Source organism: Bradyrhizobium manausense, assembly GCF_018129685.1.
Classification (GTDB): domain Bacteria; phylum Pseudomonadota; class Alphaproteobacteria; order Rhizobiales; family Xanthobacteraceae; genus Bradyrhizobium; species Bradyrhizobium manausense_D.
Map to the genome: position 1 here is coordinate 134,333 of NZ_JAFCLG010000011.1, position 20,474 is coordinate 154,806.

Annotated in this window: 15 protein-coding genes; 7 read left to right on the forward strand and 8 right to left on the reverse strand. The window is 63.8% G+C overall.

Annotated features, from left to right (window positions below; translation table 11 throughout):
• Positions 1-164 precede the first annotated feature (164 nt).
• The 3 genes from JQ621_RS24185 to sthA all read right to left on the reverse strand — a co-directional run bounded on the left by JQ621_RS24185 (position 165) and on the right by sthA (position 4,387).
• On the reverse strand, positions 165-1,574 hold the full coding sequence (locus tag JQ621_RS24185) for a cytochrome P450 (RefSeq protein WP_212237303.1): 1,410 nt from the start codon (positions 1,572-1,574) through the stop codon (positions 165-167).
• Between the two features lie 57 nt (positions 1,575-1,631).
• Positions 1,632-2,867: an LLM class flavin-dependent oxidoreductase gene (locus JQ621_RS24190; RefSeq protein WP_212237318.1), complete on the reverse strand. Its 1,236-nt coding sequence runs from the start codon at positions 2,865-2,867 to the stop codon at positions 1,632-1,634.
• Positions 2,868-2,995: 128 nt separating this feature from the next.
• Positions 2,996-4,387, reverse strand: coding sequence for a Si-specific NAD(P)(+) transhydrogenase (gene sthA, locus JQ621_RS24195; protein ID WP_212237320.1), 1,392 nt, complete (start codon positions 4,385-4,387; stop codon positions 2,996-2,998).
• Positions 4,388-4,889: 502 nt separating this feature from the next.
• Here sthA and JQ621_RS24200 point away from each other — a divergent pair.
• Complete coding sequence (locus JQ621_RS24200; RefSeq protein WP_212237322.1) at positions 4,890-6,074, forward strand: extracellular catalytic domain type 1 short-chain-length polyhydroxyalkanoate depolymerase; 1,185 nt, start codon at positions 4,890-4,892, stop codon at positions 6,072-6,074.
• 60 nt (positions 6,075-6,134) lie between these two features.
• On the opposite strand, the gene JQ621_RS24205 is transcribed toward JQ621_RS24200, so the two are convergent.
• A complete protein-coding gene (locus JQ621_RS24205) occupies positions 6,135-6,803 on the reverse strand; it encodes an MBL fold metallo-hydrolase (RefSeq protein WP_212237324.1) in 669 nt (222 codons plus the stop codon).
• 172 nt (positions 6,804-6,975) lie between these two features.
• Between JQ621_RS24205 and JQ621_RS24210 the strand changes: the two genes are divergently transcribed.
• Positions 6,976-8,631, forward strand: a complete 1,656-nt coding sequence (locus JQ621_RS24210) for an alpha-amylase family glycosyl hydrolase (protein WP_212237326.1) — start codon at positions 6,976-6,978, stop codon at positions 8,629-8,631.
• A gap of 94 nt (positions 8,632-8,725) precedes the next feature.
• Here the strand turns inward: JQ621_RS24210 and JQ621_RS24215 are convergent, their stop codons facing one another.
• The gene (locus JQ621_RS24215) at positions 8,726-10,423 is read right to left on the reverse strand and encodes an alpha-amylase family protein (RefSeq protein ID WP_212237328.1); all 1,698 of its coding nucleotides are present in this window, start codon (positions 10,421-10,423) and stop codon (positions 8,726-8,728) included.
• A gap of 265 nt (positions 10,424-10,688) precedes the next feature.
• Here JQ621_RS24215 and JQ621_RS24220 point away from each other — a divergent pair, with 265 nt between their 5' ends.
• The gene (locus tag JQ621_RS24220) at positions 10,689-11,180 is read left to right on the forward strand and encodes an MmcB family DNA repair protein (protein ID WP_212237337.1); all 492 of its coding nucleotides are present in this window, start codon (positions 10,689-10,691) and stop codon (positions 11,178-11,180) included.
• Positions 11,181-11,305: 125 nt separating this feature from the next.
• Here the strand turns inward: JQ621_RS24220 and JQ621_RS24225 are convergent, their stop codons facing one another.
• Together JQ621_RS24225 and JQ621_RS24230 are read right to left on the reverse strand one after the other, a co-directional pair.
• Complete coding sequence (locus JQ621_RS24225; protein WP_212237339.1) at positions 11,306-11,860, reverse strand: ActR/PrrA/RegA family redox response regulator transcription factor; 555 nt, start codon at positions 11,858-11,860, stop codon at positions 11,306-11,308.
• A gap of 104 nt (positions 11,861-11,964) precedes the next feature.
• A complete protein-coding gene (locus JQ621_RS24230) occupies positions 11,965-13,275 on the reverse strand; it encodes an ActS/PrrB/RegB family redox-sensitive histidine kinase (protein WP_212237341.1) in 1,311 nt (436 codons plus the stop codon).
• 127 nt (positions 13,276-13,402) lie between these two features.
• Here JQ621_RS24230 and JQ621_RS24235 point away from each other — a divergent pair, with 127 nt between their 5' ends.
• The 4 genes from JQ621_RS24235 (at position 13,403) to JQ621_RS24250 (ending at position 17,833) form a co-directional block, all read left to right on the forward strand.
• Positions 13,403-14,221 carry an ABC transporter ATP-binding protein gene (locus JQ621_RS24235; protein ID WP_212237344.1) on the forward strand — a complete coding sequence of 273 codons (819 nt, stop codon included), beginning with the start codon at positions 13,403-13,405 and terminating at the stop codon, positions 14,219-14,221.
• A gap of 285 nt (positions 14,222-14,506) precedes the next feature.
• On the forward strand, positions 14,507-15,325 hold the full coding sequence (locus JQ621_RS24240) for an ABC transporter permease (RefSeq protein ID WP_212237346.1): 819 nt from the start codon (positions 14,507-14,509) through the stop codon (positions 15,323-15,325).
• A 121-nt stretch (positions 15,326-15,446) separates the two neighbouring features.
• A complete protein-coding gene (locus JQ621_RS24245; protein ID WP_212237349.1) occupies positions 15,447-16,775 on the forward strand; it encodes a polyhydroxyalkanoate depolymerase in 1,329 nt (442 codons plus the stop codon).
• A 218-nt stretch (positions 16,776-16,993) separates the two neighbouring features.
• Positions 16,994-17,833, forward strand: a complete 840-nt coding sequence (locus tag JQ621_RS24250) for a M48 family metallopeptidase (protein WP_212237351.1) — start codon at positions 16,994-16,996, stop codon at positions 17,831-17,833.
• 264 nt (positions 17,834-18,097) lie between these two features.
• On the opposite strand, the gene JQ621_RS24255 is transcribed toward JQ621_RS24250, so the two are convergent.
• Entirely contained in the window at positions 18,098-20,335 is a 2,238-nt protein-coding gene (locus JQ621_RS24255; RefSeq protein WP_212237353.1) for a transglycosylase domain-containing protein, read from the reverse strand.
• Positions 20,336-20,474 lie beyond the last annotated feature (139 nt).

Here is a 20,474-nt window from a genome sequence, read left to right on the forward strand (position 1 = left end):
TGCCGAAGGTGCCAAAATTGTGATGGGAGGCCGCCGACTACCGGAAGGCGAGGCGTGATGCCGTAGGGTAGATTAGCCGAAGGCGTAAATCCACCTCTTGAGTGCCCGCGGTGACAGACGTGGTGGGTTACACTTGGCGAACTGCGCTTCGCGCAGTCGCAAGGCTAACCCACCCCACGAAGCCACGAGGGCTGTGCTAAAACCACCTTCACCCGCACCTTCAATCCATCCCGCGGCTTCGGGATCGGCCACATCTGCCAGTCCGGCTTGTAGCCGGGCGCGAGCGACACTTCGATGTTCTGCAGGAAGTGCCGCGCGAAGCATTTCGCCTGCATGTAGGCGAAGTGCAGGCCGAGGCACATATGCGCGCCGCCGCCGAACGGCACCCAGGCGAACCGGTGCCGGTTGCGCTGGGCTTCCTCGGTGAAACGCAGCGGATCGAAACGGTCCGGTTCCGGCCAGATGTCCTTCATGTGGTGCGTGTAGAGCGGATTGACACCGACCGCGGTGCCGGCCGGAACCGTAAAGCCCTTGAAGGTGAAGTCGCGCATCGCGCGGCGGGGCATCGAAGGGACCGGCGGCTTGATCCGCAGCGCTTCCTTGAACGCCATCTCCGACAGCGGCATCTTTTCGAGATCATCGAAACTGGTCGGCGCGCCGGGAGCCAGCCCGAGCGCGAGAACTTCCGCGCGCAGTCTGTCCTGCCAGTCCTTGTCGGCGGCGAGCTCGCCGATGAAGGAGGTCAGCGACGATGTCAGCGTGTCGTGCGCGGCCATCATCAGGAAGCTCATATGGTCGATGATGTCCTGGTCGGACAGTAGCGCACCGTCCTCATGGGTGGCGCGGCAGAGCTGCGAGAACAGATCATCGCCGCCGTGATTGCCGCGGCGGAGCGGAATCTGCTCGCGGAAATAGGCGACGATGCGCTTGCGGCCCCTGACGCCCGCCGCCATCTGGGTGCCGGGCAGGGGACGGCGGATCGGGGCAACGGCGGCCGCGACCATATCCACGAAAGCGCGGTTGATCTCGTCGACCTCGGGCCCTATGCCGGCGCCGAGGAAAGACGCTGCGGCGAGGTCGAGCGTGAGCTGCTTCATCGCCGGATAAAGCTGCATCTCGCCGGGCTCCGCCTTCCAACGGGCGACACGCGCAGAGATGCCGCGGTCGAGATCGCTCAAGTAAGACTTCATTGGCCCGGACTTGAACGCGACCGACAGCGCCTTGCGATGCAGCCGGTGCTCGTCGAAATCGAGCAGCATCAATCCGCGCGGAAACAACGGGCCGAGAACCTTGTTCCAGCCGTGCGTCGACGAGAACAGCTTTTGCTGGTCGAACAGCACGAGCTCGTTGGCTTCGGGCCCGAGCAGCACGACGTTGGTCTCGCCGAACAGATGGGTGCGATAGACCGGGCCGTATTTGGCGCCGTTCGCCTCGACGTGCCCTTTGGGATCGGCGAGCGTCTGAAAGGTCTTGCCGATGACCGGCCAGCCTTCGTCGCCGGGGATATGCGTCAGTTCGTTGCGCTTGGGCGCTGTGTACGCAAGCGCAGGTGAGGCCACGTTCTGCATCGACATGACGATTGCTCCGGTTCACCCAGCCAATATAGCACAATCCGCGGACGAAGGGTCGCCCTACCGCTTGGCCGCCTCCTTCTGCAGATCCGGCGCATTGACGGCGGGAATCGCGACTCGGCCGGGGCCGGTCACCTTCAGCGCTTCAGCGGCCTTCTCGTTCTGCATGATCTTGGCCATCACGGCCTGGCCGGCACGTTCGAAGATCGCGCGGTTCTCGATCACGAATTTCTGCGACCTGCGCAGGCCGTCGATATAGCCGTTGATCTCCGGCACGACATAGCGCGCCACCATGTCCCAGCTCCGGCGCGTGGCTTCCGGATTGGCCCAGTCATGCACGAAGCCGATGATGGCGCCGACGCCGCCAGAGACCTCCATCACGTTCTTGATGGTCTTGACGAGATCGTCGGGCGTGCCGATGGTGGAGGCGGCACCTTCGACGAAGGCTGTCTTGTCCACGGCCTCGTCGGGCGAGGCGAACGCGGTGAGGCCCGGCCGCTGCAGCGTGCCGACATTATATTCATTGTGCCAGCGCATCAGCCCGGCGCCGGCCTCTTTCCGCGCCTGCTCGCGGCTCTCGGCGATGTGGAAGGAGAGCAGCACGCGCCAGTCGGCGCGGCTTACCGTGGTGCCGTGCTTCCTGGCGGCATCTTCGGCGAACTGCCATTGCTGTTGCAGCGACATCAGGCCCTGCGTCGTCATCGAACCGAGCGAGATGATGCCGATGCCGTATTTGCCGGCGAGCGTCATGCCCGAGGGCGAGATCTGCGACGCCACCACGAACGGCATCTCCTCCTGCAGCGGCAGGATCTGCAGCGCGGCGTCGTTCATGGTGAACCAGTCGGTCCTGGCGGTGACGCGTTCGCCGTTGAACAGGCGGCGGATCACGTCGATCGCCTCGTCCTGGCGGTCGCGCTGTGTCATCGGATCGATGCCGAGCGTATGCGCGTCGGAGGCGAGCGCGCCCGGGCCGGAGCCGAAGATGGCGCGGCCGCCCGTCATGTGATCGAGCTGCACCATGCGCTGGGCCACGTTGAAGGGATGGTGATAGGGCAGCGATATCACGCCGGTGCCGAGCTTGATCCGCTTGGTACGCTCACCGGCCGCGGCCAAGAACATCTCGGGCGAAGCGATCATCTCCCAGCCGGACGAATGATGCTCGCCGCACCAGAATTCGTCATAGCCGAGCGCGTCGAGCTGCTCGACCAGGTCGAGATCGCGCCGGAACTGGAGCATCGGGTGCTCCCCGATCGGGTGATGCGGGGCAAGGAAAGCCCCAAACTTCAGGCGCGCCATGGCGTTCTCTCCGGCTGTCATTTTCTGTTTTGTTGAGCGATGAAGCTACGTGCTGGGGCAAGCGAACGCAATCGCCCGATGTCCCGCGCTACGGAATGCAGGCATGTGCTGAGAGGCGGCGGGGGCCGCTACCGCGTCATTCTGTTCCACGCATCCAGCCCGGCGATCTTGTACGCCTCGGCCAGGGTGGGATAGTTGAACGTGTTCTGGATGAAATAGTCGATCGTGCCTTTGAGATTCAGCACGGCCTGGCCGATATGGATCAGCTCGGTGGCGCCTTCGCCCAGAATATGCACGCCGAGCAGGCGGCGGGTCTTGGTCGAGAAGATCATCTTCATCATGCCGCTGTTCAGCCCCATGATGTGGCCGCGCGAGGTCTCGCGGAAGCGCGCGATGCCGACCTCGTAGGGGATGCCGCGCGTGCGCACCTCTTCCTCGGTCAGGCCCGCGGTCGATATCTCCGGCACCGAATAAATGCCGTAGGGAAAGAATTCCGGCGGCGCCAAGGGCTCCATGCCGAGCGCGTGGCAGGCTGCGACGCGGCCCTGCTCCATCGATGTCGAGGCGAGGCTCGGAAAGCCGATCACGTCGCCCGCGGCATAGATATGCGGCACGCTGGTCTGCAGCGTCACGGGATCCACCTTGATGCGGCCGCGATGATCGACTTCGATGCCGGCGGCTTCCAGATTAAGCCGGTCGGTGGCGCCGACGCGGCCGGCCGCGAACAACAGCATTTCCGTGGTGACGTGCCGACCGTCGGCGAGATGCGTGACGATGCCGCCCTGCGCGGTCTTCTCGATCGACGTCACCTTGGAGCCGAGCCGCAGCGCGACGTTGCGGTCGCGCAGCTCGTGCATGAACTCGTCGATCAATTCCTTGTCGATGAAGTCGAGGAAGGTCGGCCGCGGTTCGATCAAGGTCACGGGCACGTCGAGCGCGCTGAAGATGGTCGCGTATTCAACGCCGATCACGCCGGCGCCGATCACGGCGAGGCTCCGCGGCAGTTTTGGCAGTTCGATGATCTCGTCGCTGTCGAGCACGGTGGCGCCGTCGAACGGCACATAGTCGGGCCGGAACGGGCGCGTGCCGCAGGCGATCAGGATGAACGCGGCCGATACCGTCTTGGTCTCGCCGATCGCGCTTGTGATCTCGACCTCGTGCGGCGAGACGAGGCGCGCCTCGCCATTGGCGGTGCGGACGAGATTGCGGCTGAACTGATGCTCCAGGACCTCGACCTCGTGGTCGAGCGTCTTCTGCAGGCGTGTCATCAAATCGCTCGCGGCGATGTCCTGCTTCACGCGGTAGGAGCGGCCGTAAAAGCCGCGCTCGCGCCAGCCGGAGAGATTCAGCACCGTCTCGCGCAGTGTCTTGGAGGGGATCGTGCCGGTGTGCACGGAGACGCCGCCGACCCGCCGGCCCTTCTCCACCACCAGCACGGCCTTACCGAGCTTGGCACATTGCACCGCGGCCCGGCGCCCCGACGGGCCCGAGCCGATCACCACCATGTCGTAGTCGTACATCGAAACTTCCGGGTCTACCGAATCAGCCGGAACCGACATGCAGCAATCAGGCCAGGGCGGCAAGCCGACCATTGTACAGATGACGCTCATCCCGTTGCATTCGCGCGAAAATAAATACCCGAGGACGCGTGCGCCACTGCATCAAGCCGTCACAAAGCGGATCTGCAAGGCGTAGCTGCTTATCGGTGTTGCGGCTCCCGGTCGTTGAGCAGAGGTTGCGCATCCAGGCGGTGTTCTTCGCGATCGAATCGCTGCACTCAGCGCGCGCAGGTTTTCTCGTCTCGCTTGCGCTGTTTGTGACGTTAATCACGATCTGCGCCGCATTCCTGTCATGGACGCGTCGCGCCGCTGCACGAAGTTGAGGCACTACGGTTAACACGTGCGGAATTCTGCGGGAATTTGCGCGATCCGCGGATGATCGACGGCACACGGTCTTTTCATTTTGCACTGCAGCAACTATCTGCTCGGGTGAACGTTGAAAGCTGCCCACCAGGAATCAGCCGTGTCGCTTGCCCGAAATGTCGATCTCTTGAGACGCCTTCCGAGGATGGACGGTCTGCGCCTGCCCGGCTTCGGCGCGAGCGCTGACACGTCCAGCCCGCTGACGGAAGTCACCGGCTTCGGCGACAATCCGGGCGCCCTGCGCATGTTCGCGTTCGTGCCGGCGCAATGGCAGCAGCCGCGCGCGCTTGTCGTCGTGCTGCATGGCTGCGGCCAGACGGCGGCGGCTTACGATCTCGGCGCCGGCTGGTCGACGCTCGCGCGTCACTACGGCTTTGCATTGGTGATGCCCGAGCAGCAGCGCATCAACAACGCCAACACCTGCTTCAACTGGTTCAATCCGGAAGACACCGTGCGCGACAGCGGCGAGGCGCGTTCGATCCGCGAGATGATCGCGCATATGGCCGAGGCCCATCGCATCGATCCCAAGCGCGTCTTCATCACCGGACTCTCGGCCGGCGGCGGCATGGCGTCGGTCATGCTCGCGACCTATCCGGAAGTGTTCGCAGCCGGCGCGATCATCGCAGGCCTGCCTTACGGCATCGCGTCGAATTTGCGCGAGGCGCTCGACGGCATGTTCAATTCGCCTGCGCGGCCCGAGCGCGAGCTCGGCGATTTCGTGCGGCGGGCCTCGAGCTATCAGGGCCCGTGGCCGAAGATTTCGGTGTGGCATGGCAGCGCCGATCGCACCGTCAATCCCGGCAATGCCAACGAGATCGTCAAGCAGTGGCTCGACCTGCACGATCTGCCGCTGACGCCGATGGCCGAGATCAATGTCGACGGTTATCCGCGCCAGTCCTGGTGGAACAAGGATGGCGAGACGCTGGTGGAGTCCTACGCCATCACCGGCATGGCCCACGGCACACCGCTCGGCCTTGCCGATAACGATCAGCGGTACGGCGTCGAAGGCGCATTCCTGATCGAAGCCGGCATTTCCTCGTCCTATCACATCGCAAAGTTCTTCGGTCTTACCGGCTGGATACAAGACGCCAAGAAGGCCGAGGCAAAGCCGGCTGCGCCGGTGAAGGCAGTGGCGCCGGCACGCTCACCCGCCCCGCATCTCGCCCGTTCGATCCGTGCTGCGGTCGCGGAAGAGCCGGCGAAGTCGAAGCGCGGGCAAGGCAAAGGCTTCGATCTCGGCCAGATCATCACCCGCGCGCTGACGGCCGCGGGTTTGATGAAGTAGACCCGGCCCGACTGTGGTCGGCGGCGCTGCCGTGCGATCGTATCGCGCTCGACCGGAAAGCTACATCTCGCCGGTGATGAACGGATTGGTCATCCGCTCCTGCCCGATGCTCGAGCCGGCGCCATGGCCGCAGATGAAGCCGACATCGTCGCCGAGCGGCAGCAGTTTTGTCCGAATGGAGTTGATCAGCGTGGCGTGGCTGCCGCCGGGCAGGTCGGTACGTCCGACCGAGCCCGCGAACAGGACGTCGCCGACATGGGCGAAGCGCAGATCCTTGTTGAAGAACACCACGCTGCCCGGCGAGTGACCCGGGCAGTGCAGGATGTCGAATGTCAATCCGCCGATCGACACGGTGTCGCCCTCCTCTAACCAGCGGTCCGGCGCGAAATTGCGCACGCCGGTCATGCCGAAGCGCGCGCCGCTTTCGACGACGTTGTCGAGCAGAAATTTGTCCGCGATATGCGGGCCCTCGATCGGCACCTTCAGCGCGTCGCGCAAGTCGGCTGCGCCGCCGACATGGTCGATATGCCCGTGGGTCAGCCAGATTTTCTCCACGGTGACGCCGGTCTGTTTGATCGCGTCGAGGATCTTCGGCACGTCCCCGCCCGGATCGATCACCACGGCTTTCTTGCCGGGTTCGTCCCAGATGATGGTGCAGTTCTGCTCGAACAGCGTCACGGGGACGATGATCGCGCCGGCCTTGGCCTTCGTGTCGTTTTGCTCGGTCATGGCGTCACAATGCCGATTTTTGCCGCGCCGCCAAGCAAAATAGTCGTGGCCGGCCCGCGGAACAACAGCGCCCGCCGTCACATAGAGGTCCCGATTCGCGTGGGTGTTTGAACCGGGGCGCTCGTTCCGCGTTCTCCCGCGCGGAGCACAGATTTCCGGGTGGGATTTTTCGATGGCACAGGGCGGCGACATCTGGTGGCGCGACGGCATCTTCTATCAGATCTATCCGCGCTCCTTTCAGGACAGCAATGACGACGGCGTCGGCGATCTCGCCGGCATTCTGCGGCGGCTGCCTTATTTGAAATCGCTCGGCGTCGATGCGATCTGGCTGTCGCCGATCTTTCCATCGCCGATGGCCGATTTCGGTTACGATATCTCCGACTATACCGGCATCGACCCGCTGTTCGGCACGATGGCTGATTTCGATGCGTTGCTCGCGGCCGTGCATGACAATGGGCTGAAGCTGATCCTCGACCTCGTCCCGAACCACACCTCCGACCAGCATCCCTGGTTCGTCGAGAGCCGCGCCTCGCGGGACAACCCCAGGCGTGATTGGTACATCTGGCGCGATCCGGCCCCGGATGGCGGCGTGCCGAACAACTGGCTGTCGGAGTTCGGTGGCAGCGCCTGGCAATTCGACGAGACCACGGGGCAGTACTACTACCACGCCTTCCTCAGCCAGCAGCCGGACCTCAACTGGCGCAATCCGCAGGTCCGCGCTGCGATCTACGATGCGATGCGGTTCTGGCTGGAGAAGGGCGTCGACGGCTTTCGCGTCGACGTGATCTGGCATCTGATCAAGGACGCCGAATTCCGCGACAACCCGCCCAACCCGCATTACGTCGAGGGACGGCCGCCGAACGAAAAAATCCTGACGCAATATTCCACCGACCAGCCCGAGGTGTTCGACGTCATCGCCGAGATGCGGCGCGTGACGGACGCCTATTCCGCCCGCGTGCTGATCGGTGAAGTCTATCTGCCGCTGCACCGGTTGATGGCCTATTACGGCAATGACCTCACCGGCGCGCAGATGCCGTTCAATTTCGCGTTGCTCTCGACCTTCTGGAGCGCGCGCTCGATCGAGAAGATCATCGACGACTACGAGAAGGCGCTGCCGCGCGGCGCCTGGCCGAACTGGGTGCTCGGCAATCACGATCGCCCGCGTGTTGCAAGCCGCGTCGGGCCGGAGCAGGCCCGCGTTGCCGCCATGCTGCTTCTGACCTTGCGCGGCACGCCGACGCTCTACTATGGCGACGAGATCGGCATGCATCAGCTCGCCATCGCGCCGGAGGATGTCAGGGATCCCTTCGAGAAGAACGTGCCGGGCATCGGTGTGGGGCGCGACGGCTGTCGCACGCCGATGCAATGGGATTCGTCCAATTTCTCCGGTTTCTCGGAATCGAAGCCGTGGCTGCCGCTGCCGGAGGATCATCTCCGCGAGAACGTGGTCAATCTCGAGGCCGACACGCGCTCGATTCTCCACCTCTACAAGCGGCTGATCGCGTTGCGGAAGAGTTCACGGGTGCTGGTGGCCGGCGACTACCATCCAATCGCCGCGCAAGGCGATTTGCTCATCTATCGCCGCGAGGCCGAGGGCAAGGCGCTCGTCGTCGTGCTCAATCTCGGGCCGGAGCCGGTTGCGGTGACGACCAGCGCGATACGGTTTGACAGCGAGATCTTGCTGTCGACGTTTTTGGATAGAGAGGGGGAGAAGTTAGAGGGCGTGCTGGATTTGCGAGGCAATGAGGGGGTCGTGGTGGCGTTGCCTCATACCCAACCGTCGTCCTGGACAAGCGAAGCGCAGATCCAGGACCCATTACCCCAGTGAGGAGTTGGAACGAAGGCTGGTGGTTACTAGCTCGGGCGACGGCGAACCCCTTGGGGTAATCGGTCCTGGCTTTCGCCAGGACGACGCTGCGGCACTACCCCGGATGTTTGTTCCCAGCGTTGCTCTCGTCGATATCACTCCGCTTCAGCAGATAATCCAATCCGCCGACGCGATACCAGCGATAGCCATACGGCTCCAGCACGATCCGGTGCTGGCCGCGCTCGTCGGCGTGGCTGTGGTCCTCCGCGAGCAGGTTGATCAGGTGTTCGCCGGCATCGCCGGGTAGCCCCACCGAGAATGCCGTCTCCCGCGGCTTCTCGTCGAGATTATGCACGAACAGCACGGAGTTGTTGCGCCAGTCGTAGCGCATGATGAAGACCGCGGGATCGCGCGTCGCGATGATTGCAAAATCGCCCCAGCCGATTTCGGGCACCTCCTTGCGCATGCGGACGATGCGCTCGGTCCAGTTCAGCATCGAGTTGGGATCGCGCCGCTGTTTTGCGACGTTGACGTGCTCGTAGCCGTAAGGCCCCCCGTCGATCACGGGGGTGGCTGGCTTGTCGCTCTTGGTGAAACCCCCATGCGGTTCGGTCGACCATTGCATCGGCGTCCGCGCGCAATTGCGCTCGGGCAGCGCGAGATTGTCGCCCATGGCGATCTCGTCGCCATAGCGAATGACCGGTGTTCCCGGCAGCGTACACATCAGGCTGTAGGCGAGCTCGAGGCGTCGGCGGTCGCCGCCCAGCATCGGTGCAAGCCGGCGGCGAATGCCGCGGTCGTAGAGCTGCATGTCCTTGTCGGGGCCGAACGATTCGAACACGGTGTCGCGCTGTGCCCTGGTCAGGCGGCCGAGATCGAGCTCGTCGTGATTGCGCAGGAACAGGCCCCATTGCGCCGCGGCCGGCCGCGGCTTTGTTGCCTTCAAGGCCTTTGCAAGCGGGCGCGAGTCGCCGGACGCCAGCGCGTAGAACAGGTGCTGGTTGACGTGAAAATTGAACATCATGTGCATGCGGTCGCCGTCGCGCCCGAAATATTCCATGTCTGTTTCCGGCAGCACGTTGGCTTCGGCCAGAATGATGGCGTCGCCCTCGCGCCATTGCAGGAATTCGCGGAACATGCGCAACATGTCGTACTGCTCGATCGGCTTCTTCACCTTCGGGCCCTTTGTCGCGATCACGAAGGGCACCGCGTCCATGCGGAAGCCGGACACGCCGAGCTGGATCCAGAAGCCCATGATCTTGAGGATCTCCGCCTGCACGTGCGGGTTCGACGTGTTGAGATCGGGCTGGAAATCGTAGAAGCGATGGAAGAACCAGGCGCCGGCCTCCTTGTCGCGCGTCCATGTCGACTTCTGCACGCCGGGGAACACCATGCCCTTATCGGCATTGGCCGGCTTCTTGTCCGACCAGACGTACCAGTCGCGATAAGGTGAGTTCTTGTCGCGCCGTGCTTCCTTGAACCAGTGGTGCTGGTCCGAGGTGTGGTTGACGACGAGATCGATGATGACGCGGATACCGCGCTGCTTGCAGCCATGGGTGAACTCGACGAAATCGCCGAGCGTGCCGTAACGGGGATCGACGCTGTAATAGTCGGCGATGTCGTAACCGTCGTCGCGGCCGGGCGACGTCTGGAACGGCATCAGCCAGATCGTGGTGATGCCGAGGCCATGCAGATAATCGAGCCGGCGCAACAACCCCTTGAAGTCACCAATGCCGTCGCCGTTGGCATCCATGTAGGTGCCGACGGAGAGGCAATAGATGATGGCATTCTTGTACCAGAGATCGTCGATCATGCGAGGCAGCCTCGGTGGTCCCGCCGAGGGTAGCGGCGGCTGCGTGATAAGTGCGAGGGGAAGGGGAGGTTCCGCACCGGTGTCGTCCCGGACAAGCGCGCCCCAAGCGCGCGCAGATCAGGGACCCATACGCCGCAGCAAGAGTTTGGCGAAGACTCGGAGCTACTTGTTCGCCTTACGACCGCTGCCTGTGGTTATGGATTCCGGGCTCGTGCTTCGCGCGCCCCGGAATGACGGGGGGAATGGAATCGGCTAAACTCTCCCCATGGACAGCCCCGCCCGCAACATCGCCCTTGTTCCCCCGCCTGACCGCCGCCAGTCGGAAACAGCGCTCGCCATCGCGCGCGGCACGGCGCGGCTGTTGCGCTCGCTGGGGTTCACCTGCATCAGCGAATTGCCGCTGCCGTCGGGCCGCCGCGCCGATCTGGTCGCGCTGAACGAGCGCGGCGAAATCTGGATCGTCGAGATCAAGTCATCGATCGAGGATTTGCGCGCCGATCAGAAATGGCACGAATACCGCGCCCATTGCGATCGGCTGTTCTTCGCCTTCACGCAGGATTTGCCGTGCGAGATTTTTCCTGACGGCACCGGCCTGATCATTGCGGACGCCTATGGTGCGCACATGCATTGTGAAGCGCCCGAGCACAGGATCGCGGCTGCGACGCGCAAGCAGATGACGGTGCGGTTTGGCATGACCGCGGCCTTGCGGATCAACCGCCTGGTCGATCCGCAGGGCCATGCGGATTTCTGGGAATGAATGCGTAGGGTGGGTTAGCCGAAGGCGTAACCCACCTCTTTGGTTTCCGCGGCGACAGAAGTGGTGGGTTACGCCGAGCAGCTGCGCTTTGCGCATCTGCGCGGCTAACCCACCCTACGACACCATTACCGCGGCGCGCGCTTTGCCAGAATCCGCTGCAGCGTGCGGCGGTGCATGTTGAGCCTGCGCGCCGTCTCCGAAACGTTGCGGTTGCACATCTCGTAGATGCGCTGGATGTGCTCCCAGCGCACGCGGTCGGCGGACATCGGGTTTGCCGGCAGCTCGGATTTGTCCGTGCTGGTCGAAAGCAGCGCGGCGACGACGTCGTCGGCATCCGCAGGCTTCGAGAGATAGTCGACCGCGCCCATCTTCACGGCGGTGACCGCGGTGGCGATGTTGCCATAGCCGGTCAGCACGATCGCGCGCGCTTCGGGGCGCTTCTTCTTGAGCGCGGAGACGACGTCGAGGCCGTTGCCGTCGCCGAGGCGAAGATCGACCACGGCAAAGGCGGGCGCGGACCTGCCGATCTGTGCAAGACCATCCGAAACCGTGTCACATGACGTCACCGCAAAGCCGCGCGTTTCCATGGCGCGCGACAGGCGCTCCAGGAATGGCTTGTCGTCTTCCACGATCAGAAGCGAGCGGTCGGTATGTTCGTTCAGCTCAGTGATGGCGTTCAAGGTCCTGTCCTCTCTCCTTGCGCACCTGAATATGGCGTCGCAATCAGGCGGTGCCAAGGCCGCCAATAGTCGATCGGGCACGACGTGCGACGCAAGGTCGCGGCCTATCCTGTTGTTTCCTCGACGTTCTCGGCAGTCTCAAAACGCGCGCGGGGCCATGCGATCTGGACCACCGCACCGTGATCCGGAAAGGTCCTGTTGGTAAACGAGACCTTGGCGCCGGTGCGTTCGAGCAGCGTGCGGGCGATGAACACGCCGAGCCCGAGGCCGCCGCCGGCGTCCTGGGTGCGCCGGCGCGACAAATAAGGCTCGCCGATCCGGTTCATGAGATCGGGCGGAATGCCCGGGCCGTCGTCGGAGATCACGATCTCGATGGTTTCGTTGTTCCACCACGCATTCACTTCTACCGTGGTGCGCGCGAAATCGACGGCATTCTCGATGATGTTGCCGACGCCGTAGAGCACCGCGGGATTGCGCGATCCGACCGGCTCCGGTGTCGCCGCCACCGCGATCCGAACCTTGATGTCGATGCCGAAATCGCGGTGCGGCGCCACCACCTCCTCAATCAGCTCGGACAGTTTCATGCGGTCGAACGGCGCGCCGGAGGAGGAGAGCTGGGTGATCTTGCCGAGGATGTCGCGGCAGCGCTGCGTCTGCTCGCGCAAGGTCTTGAGATCGGCGGCGATGCTCGGGTCCTTCACGGTCTTCTCCAGCTCGCGCGAGATCAGGAAGATGGTCGCGAGCGGCGTGCCGAGCTCGTGCGCGGCTGCGGCGGCGAGGCCGTCGATCTGGGTCAGGTGCTGTTCGCGCGTCAGCACCAGCTCGGTCGCGGCGAGCGCGTCCGCAAGCTTGCGCGCCTCTTCGGTCACCTGGAACGAGTAGAGGCTGGTGACGCCGATCGCGAGCACGATCGAAAGCCAGACGCCGACGAGATAGATCGGCGGCAGCACCACGGGATCTTCGGCGTCCCATGGCAGCGGCAGGTGAACAAAGAACAGGATCGACGCACAGGCCACGGCCAGAAGGCCGAGGGCAAAAGTGAGCCGGGCCGGCAGGGCGGTGGCCGAAATCAGCACCGGCGCCAGGAACAGGAACGAGAACGGGTTCTGCAATCCGCCGGTGAAGAACAACAGGCCTGCCAGTTCCAGGATGTTCAGCGCCAGCAGCGCGGCGGCGTGAATCGGCTCCAGCCGCCGCATCGGATTGACCGCGGTCTGGAGCCCCAGATTGAGCATGGCCGACAGGCCGATGATGGTGACGCAGGGAACGACCTCGACATTGAACTCGAGCCCCTGCGCCACGACGAAGATCGCCGCCAACTGGCCGAGCACCGCGAGCCAGCGCAGCCGCAGGATGGTGTCCAGGCGGATGTGTCGTTGCGACGGGCGGAAGTCGGAGGCGGCGGTCTCGGTCATGACAGGCCAATCTAGCGGTGCGCGTGTCCGATCACAAACACGCTGGCCCACGATTCCAACGAGTTACAAATCCTTCGAGCGACAAGTCTTGCACTCCACCGCGCAATGGCGGAAGAACGCCTCTAGCATGACTGAGAACGCCAAGGCATCAAGTCGGCCGACTGTCGCGGACAGCACTTTGTCCGCGGCCATCGAGGTCGATCGTCTGGTCAAGGTCTACAAGCAGACCCGCGCGGTGGACGGCATCTCCTTCTCGCTTCCGCGCGGCAGCATCACCGGGTTGCTCGGCGGCAACGGCGCCGGCAAGACCACCACCATCGCGATGATCATGGGGCTGGTTCTGCCGACGTCAGGCCGCGTCCGCGTGCTCGGGCACCGGATGCCCGAAGAGAGCGCGGAGGTACTGGGGCGGATGAATTTCGAAAGCCCCTATGTCGACATGCCGATGCGGCTGACGGTGCGGCAGAACCTCACCATTTTCGGCAAGCTCTATGCCGTGAAGCATCTTCCCGACCGCATCGCCAAACTCGCCGCCGAGCTCGATCTCAACGACTTCATCGACCGCGCCAATGGCAAGCTCTCCGCCGGGCAGAAGACCCGCGTCGCGCTGGCGAAGGCGCTGATCAATGAGCCCGAGCTGTTGCTGCTGGACGAGCCGACCGCCTCGCTCGATCCTGACACGGCCGATTGGGTGCGGGCGCACCTGGAGCGGTATCGCAAGGACAACAACGCGACCATCCTGCTGGCCTCGCACAACATGCTCGAGGTCGAGCGTCTCTGCGACCGCGTCATCATCATGAAGCGCGGCCGCGTCGAGGACGACGACACGCCGGACGCCATTATGGCCCGCTATAACCGCACCACGCTGGAGGAGGTGTTCCTCGACGTCGCGCGCGGTCGGGTGAACGACGCGAAGGAGGGGCAGGATGAGCAACTGTCCTCGTAGCCCGGATGGAGCGCAGCGTAATCCGGGACCCTTGTCGCTTGCGGCAGGCCGCGTCGCGCATGGGGGCCTTGATTGCTCTATCCGAGCCCACAGCCGTCATCCTGAGGTGCGCGCCCTTCGCGCGCCTCGAAGGATGAATTGCAAGCGTATGTGGCCCATCCTTCGAGGCAAGCCTTGCGATGCGCTACGCATCGCAAGGCTTGCACCTCAGGATGACGCCGGTGTTTGTGGCTGGCGCCGCACCCCGGATTACGCTTCGCTCCATCCGGGCTACGAGTTACCCAAATGACCGACCTCTCCCTCCACCACGGGATCTCCCTTCACCGCATCGGCGCGATGATCCTGCGCTACTGGTATCTCCTGATGTCGTCCTGGCCGCGGTTGCTGGAACTGTTGTACTGGCCGGCGCTCCAGGTCATCACCTGGGGGTTCATCCAGTCCTACGTCGCGCAGAACGCCAACTTCTTCGCGCGTGCGGGTGGCACGCTGATCGGCGCCGTCATCCTCTGGGACATCCTGTTCCGCGGCCAGCTCGGTTTCTCCATCTCTTTTCTCGAGGAGATGTGGGCGCGCAACCTCGGCAACCTCATGATGAGCCCGCTGAAGCCGATCGAATTTCTGCTCTCGCTGACGGTGATGAGCCTGATCCGGCTCGCGATCGGCGTCATCCCGATGACGCTGCTCGCGCTGTTCCTGTTTCACTTCAACTTCTACGGCCTCGGCCTGCCGCTGATCGCCTTCTTCTGCAATCTGATCTTCACCAGCTGGTCGGTCGGCATCTTCGTCTCGGGCCTGGTGCTGCGGAACGGCCTCGGCGCCGAAAGCATCGTCTGGACCTTGATGTTCGCCATCATGCCGCTTGCCTGCATCTATTATCCGGTCAGCGTCTTGCCCGGCTGGCTGCAATATGTCGCCTGGTCGCTGCCACCGACCTACGTGTTCGAAGGCATGCGGGCCCTCCTGATCGAGAACACCTTCCGGACCGATTTGATGCTGGAAGCGTTGGCCATCAATGCGGGGCTTCTGGTTGCTTCTTTTTGGGCATTCCTTGCCCTTTTGCGCAGCGCCAAGATGCACGGCTCGCTCCTGTCGGGCGGCGAATAATGTCACTTTCTCGTGGATTCAGGCTGGTTTCGCCGCTGCGGCCACGTAGATGTACGGAACCATGGATTGACGCAATATTACGCATTCGGCAGTATGCTGCGATGCGAAGAGGATTTTGACCATGCCTATTGGTGAGTTTGGCGGCGCACCGCCCCTGGCGGCAGAAGGCAGTCCGGTCCTGACCACGCCGATGTACTGGATGTACGAGATGGCGCACGCCTCCCTCAATCCGGCACGCGCGGTCACCGATGCGACCAAGCTGCTGTTTCAGAATCCGCTGAATCCCTGGGCGCGCACCGAGGTCGGCAAGTCCGTCGCTGCGGCCTGCGAATTGTTCGAACGGACCACGCGCCGTTATGGCAAGCCGGAATGGGGTCTCAACGACACCGAGGTCAACGGCATCCGCGTGCCCGTCGAGGTTCGTTCGGTCTGGGAAAAGCCGTTCTGCAGGCTGCTTTACTTCGATCGCAAGTTCACCCGTCCGCTGCGGAGCCCGCAGCCGCGCGTGCTGATCGTCGCGCCGATGTCCGGCCACTACGCGACCTTGCTCCGCGGCACGGTCGAGGCCTTCCTGCCGGCGCATGAGGTCTACATCACCGATTGGGCCGACGCCCGCATGGTGCCGCTCAGCGAAGGCCGCTTCGATCTCGACGATTACATCGACTACGTCATCGAGATGCTGCACGTGCTCGGCGGCAATACCCATGTGCTGGCGGTGTGCCAGCCCTCGGTGCCCGTCGTCGCCGCGGTCTCGATCATGGAGGCGCGTCGCGATCCCTTCGTGCCGACCTCGATGACGCTGATGGGCGGTCCGATCGACACCCGCCGCAATCCGACCGGAGTGAACAATCTTGCGCAGGAGCGCGGCATCGACTGGTTCCGCAATCACGTCATCACCAAGGTGCCATTCCCGCATCCGGGCATGATGCGCGACGTCTATCCGGGCTTCCTCCAGCTCAACGGGTTCATCAGCATGAACCTCGACCGGCACATGGACGCCCACAAGCAGCTCTTCGCCAATCTGGTGAAGGGCGACGGCGATCTCGTCGACAAGCATCGCGACTTCTATGACGAATATCTCGCGGTGATGGACCTCTCGGCCGAGTATTATCTGCAGACGGTCGACACCGTGTTCGTCAAGCATTCGCTGCCGAAGGGCGAGATGACCCATCGCGGAACTCGCGTCGACCCGTCGAAGGTCACGCGCGTTGCATTGATGACGGTCGAGGGCGAGAACGACGACATCTCCGGTCTCGGTCAGACCGAAGCAACGCACACATTATGCAGTGCGATCCCGGATCATCGCCGCGTTCACTACGTCCAGAAGGGCGTTGGACATTACGGTGTGTTCAACGGCTCGCGCTTCAAGTCGGAAATCGTGCCGCGCATCCATGACTTCATGGTGTCGGCTGCGAATCCGAGCTCGTTGCGGGCGTTAGCGGCCGAATAGCTCACATATTTCGGCTTTCCCGTCGAATTTCAGGCCCTGCCGGAGGATCCAGGAGGGCTTTGTTCCCTGCCAGATTCGAGGTAATTAGGTAGTCTCATAGGAGTGAGTCACCCCTCACCCCTTGGGGGTGTCGCATGCGTTCAGCGGGGGCGAAAAAAGTCGGTTCCAACCCCAGTCTGTAGGGTCTCCCGGACCCCATACCCCTGTATATTGGGCAAATGATTTGTTTTTGCGCCGAGCGCTTTCCCTGGCGGCGGTTATGGCAGAATCCGGGCGAACTCTTGCTCCCCGGACTCACAGACATGGCCACTCGCGCGCTCCTCTACCGTCGGCCTCACGAACCGAAGACGCTTCTGATCACCCATGGGTCGCAATTCTTTGCGATTCGGCTGCGCAGGCATCGTCGCGCGCGTCGATACACGCTGAGAATCCATCCGAGTGACCGCGAGGCGATCCTCACGATGCCGCCGCGCGGCACGCTCGCCGAGGCCAAGGACTTCGCGCAGCGCCATGGCGCATGGATTGCGGCACGTCTCGGTCGTTTGCCGAAGGCTGCACCGTTCCAGACTGGCACGGTGATACCGCTTCGCGGCGTTCCCCATCGCATCGTGCACCGCGCAGGCAGCCGCGGCACGGTGTGGACCGAAATTCGCGACAGCGGCGAACGCATTCTCTGTGTCGCCGGCGGTCTCGAGCATGTCGATCGCCGCGTCAGCGACTTCCTCAAGCGCGAGGCGCGCAAGGATCTGCAGCGCTCCGCGGAGGCCCATGCCGCCGAGCTTGGCGTCAAGGTGAAGCGGCTCTCGATCCGCGATCAGTCCAGCCGCTGGGGCTCGTGCACCTCGGCGGGCTCGCTGTCGTTCTCGTGGCGCCTGATCCTGGCGCCGCCCTTCGTGCTGGATTATCTCGCCGCGCATGAAGTGGCCCATCTCGTCGAGATGAACCATTCGGCGCGTTTCTGGCGCGTCTGCGGCAAGATCTGTCCGTCGATGGAACGCGCCAAGAAGTGGCTCGACACCTACGGCAACGATCTGCACCGGTACGGCGTCGAGGATTAGGGCTGGCCGTTAGCCCAACACGCACTGTCGTCGCCCGGCTTGACCGGGCGACCCAGTATTCCAGAGACAATTATTGTGGAGCCGAGAAGCCGCGGCGTACTGGATTGCCCGCTTTCGCGGGCAATGACAGCGGAGAGAGCGCGGTTTGCGCCACTATCGCCGATCTGCCTGCCAAATCAACGCCAACACAAATTCCACCGCACATCACGCCGCAATCCACCGCCTACTGTGCATGGGGTTGTTTTCGCGCTTTTGTTTTGGGCTCTATCGATTCCCGCCGAACAGCCGGTCCATCAGCCAGCCATCCAGCCCTGCGGCGGCTTCCGGCCGCGCGTTGACATTGGTGCGCGTCGGCGGCGGTGGCCGATAACCGCCATTGCCGACCGGTGCCTGCATCGGTGCTGGTCCCGGCGTTGTCGCCTGCGTCGGTGGCGACACCTGCGATGAGATCTGCACGAGGTTCGACGGTCCCCAATTGCTCTGCAGGTTCGGCAGGGCCGCGACCTGCACGCCCTCGTGCGCCGCGCGCATGAAGCGGGTCCAGACTTCCACCGGCAGGCCGCCGCCGGTCGTCTTCCTGGTCGGCGAGTTGTCGTCATTGCCGAGCCAGACGCCGGTGACGAGGTTCGATGTGTAGCCGATGAACCAGGCGTCGCGATAATCCTGGCTGGTGCCGGTCTTGCCGGCCGCCTGCCAGCCCGGGATCTCGGCCTTCTTGGCCGTGCCCGAGATCAGCGTCTCCTTCATCATCGTATTCATCATGCCGACGTAGCGCGGCTCGATCACCTGATTATGTTCTTCGGGCTGGCGCATGTAGAGCAGCTTGCCGTCGAGCGTCCTGATCCGCGTCACCACGTGGGGCACGGCCGCGAAGCCGCCATTGGCGAACGGTGCATAGGCGCCGACCAGCTCGACCACGGAGACTTCGGAGGTGCCGAGCGCGATCGAGGCGTTCGGCTCGAGCTTGGAGGAGATGCCGAGCCGGTGCGCCGTGCGGACGACGTTCTTCGGCCCGACCTCGAGGCCGAGGCGGATGGCGACCGTGTTGAGCGACATCGCCAGTGCCTGCGTCAGCGTCACCGGGCCGAAATATTCATGGGTGTAGTTCTCGGGCTTCCAGCCCTTGACCTCGATCGGCGCGTCCTGGCGGATGGTGTCGGGCGTGAGCCCCTGCTCCATCGCGGTCAGATAGACGAACGGCTTGAACGAGGAGCCCGGCTGGCGCTTGGCGGTGACTGCGCGGTTGTACTGGCTCTCGGAATAGTTCCGCCCGCCGACCATGGCGCGCACCGCGCCGTCGGGCGTCATGGCCACCAGCGCGCCCTGGCTGACATTGAACTTCACGCTCTTGGCCGCGAGCTCGTCGATGATTGCGGATTCCGCCACCGCCTGGAGTTTCGGATCGATCGTGGTCTCGACCTTGATGCTGTCGTCGATCTGGCCGACCAGATCATCCAGCACTTCGCCGATCCAGTCGGCCACGTAGTTCACCGTGCCGGCGCCGACCGGTTTCACATTGTAGGAGGGATGGCCGATCGAGGCCTGGGCCTGTGCGTCGGTAATGAATTTGGCATCCGCCATCGCCGCGAGCACGATTTGCGCGCGCTGCTCCGCACCTTCCGGATTGCGGTTCGGCGCCAGGCGCGAGGGCGATTTGACGAGGCCGGCGAGCATTGCGGCTTCCGCGATCGTCACGTTCTTCGCCGGCTTGCCGAAATATTTCTGCGCGGCGGCCTCGACGCCGTAGGCACCGGAGCCGAAATAGACGCGGTTGAGATAGAGCTCCAGGATCTCGTTCTTGGAATGCTTGCGCTCGAGCCAGATCGCGAGCTCCGCCTCCTGCAGCTTGCGCGCCAGGGTGCGTTCCTGGGTCAGGAACAGGTTCTTGGCGAGCTGCTGCGTCAGCGTCGATCCGCCTTGCGACACGCCGCGATGAAGCAAATTGGTGACGAGCGCGCGTAGGATGCCGACGGGGTCGATGCCGAAATGCGAATAGAAGCGGCGGTCTTCGATGGCGATGAAGGCCTTGGGCAGATAGGGCGGCAGGTCCTTCAGGGCGACATTGGCGCCGGCCATCTCGCCGCGCTGTGCCAGCAGGCTGCCATCCATGCCGACGATCTGGATCGTCGGCGGTCGCTTGGGAATCTCCAGCGACTGGATCGGCGGCAGATGGGCGCCGACCCAGATCACGACGCCAATCACGGCGATCACGCCCCACAGGCTCAGCACGGCGCCCCAATAGACGAGGCGGCCCAGGCCAGCGCTGATGGATGATCTCGATCGGCGCTTGCCGCCGCTGCTCTTGGCAGGGTTCTTGGCCGCTGCCTTGCGTTCGCGCGGCGGCTCGTCGTCGGGTTCGCTTTTGCGCTTGGCGGATTTCTTCGCCCTGTCGTCGCCGCCACCCGGGATGCGGTCTTCAGCCGTCAGGCGCAGATCGGCGAGCGCGGCGGGCAAGCCGAACAGCGGCTCCTTCCGCCCACCCTTTTTCTTTCCCGACCCCATACGCAAAACGCCCGGTCACCCCGCCCCGCCGCACGCTAGCGGTCGCTGTTTAAGGCCCGGTTACCCCGAAGTTAACGCGTGATTAGGAGGTACGGCATTCGCCCACTGCAGTTCCGCTTCCGGGGCACCGGCGATACGA

Coding starts and splice junctions, on each gene's coding strand:
- JQ621_RS24185 (WP_212237303.1), bottom strand. CDS start 1,574: ATGTCGATGCAGAACGTGGCCTCACCTGCGCTTGCGTACACAGCGCCC.
- JQ621_RS24190 (WP_212237318.1), bottom strand. CDS start 2,867: ATGGCGCGCCTGAAGTTTGGGGCTTTCCTTGCCCCGCATCACCCGATC.
- sthA (WP_212237320.1), bottom strand. CDS start 4,387: ATGTACGACTACGACATGGTGGTGATCGGCTCGGGCCCGTCGGGGCGC.
- JQ621_RS24205 (WP_212237324.1), bottom strand. CDS start 6,803: ATGACCGAGCAAAACGACACGAAGGCCAAGGCCGGCGCGATCATCGTC.
- JQ621_RS24210 (WP_212237326.1), top strand. CDS start 6,976: ATGGCACAGGGCGGCGACATCTGGTGGCGCGACGGCATCTTCTATCAG.
- JQ621_RS24215 (WP_212237328.1), bottom strand. CDS start 10,423: ATGATCGACGATCTCTGGTACAAGAATGCCATCATCTATTGCCTCTCC.
- JQ621_RS24220 (WP_212237337.1), top strand. CDS start 10,689: ATGGACAGCCCCGCCCGCAACATCGCCCTTGTTCCCCCGCCTGACCGC.
- JQ621_RS24230 (WP_212237341.1), bottom strand. CDS start 13,275: ATGACCGAGACCGCCGCCTCCGACTTCCGCCCGTCGCAACGACACATC.
- JQ621_RS24235 (WP_212237344.1), top strand. CDS start 13,403: ATGACTGAGAACGCCAAGGCATCAAGTCGGCCGACTGTCGCGGACAGC.
- JQ621_RS24240 (WP_212237346.1), top strand. CDS start 14,507: ATGACCGACCTCTCCCTCCACCACGGGATCTCCCTTCACCGCATCGGC.
- JQ621_RS24245 (WP_212237349.1), top strand. CDS start 15,447: ATGCCTATTGGTGAGTTTGGCGGCGCACCGCCCCTGGCGGCAGAAGGC.
- JQ621_RS24250 (WP_212237351.1), top strand. CDS start 16,994: ATGATTTGTTTTTGCGCCGAGCGCTTTCCCTGGCGGCGGTTATGGCAG.
- JQ621_RS24255 (WP_212237353.1), bottom strand. CDS start 20,335: ATGGGGTCGGGAAAGAAAAAGGGTGGGCGGAAGGAGCCGCTGTTCGGC.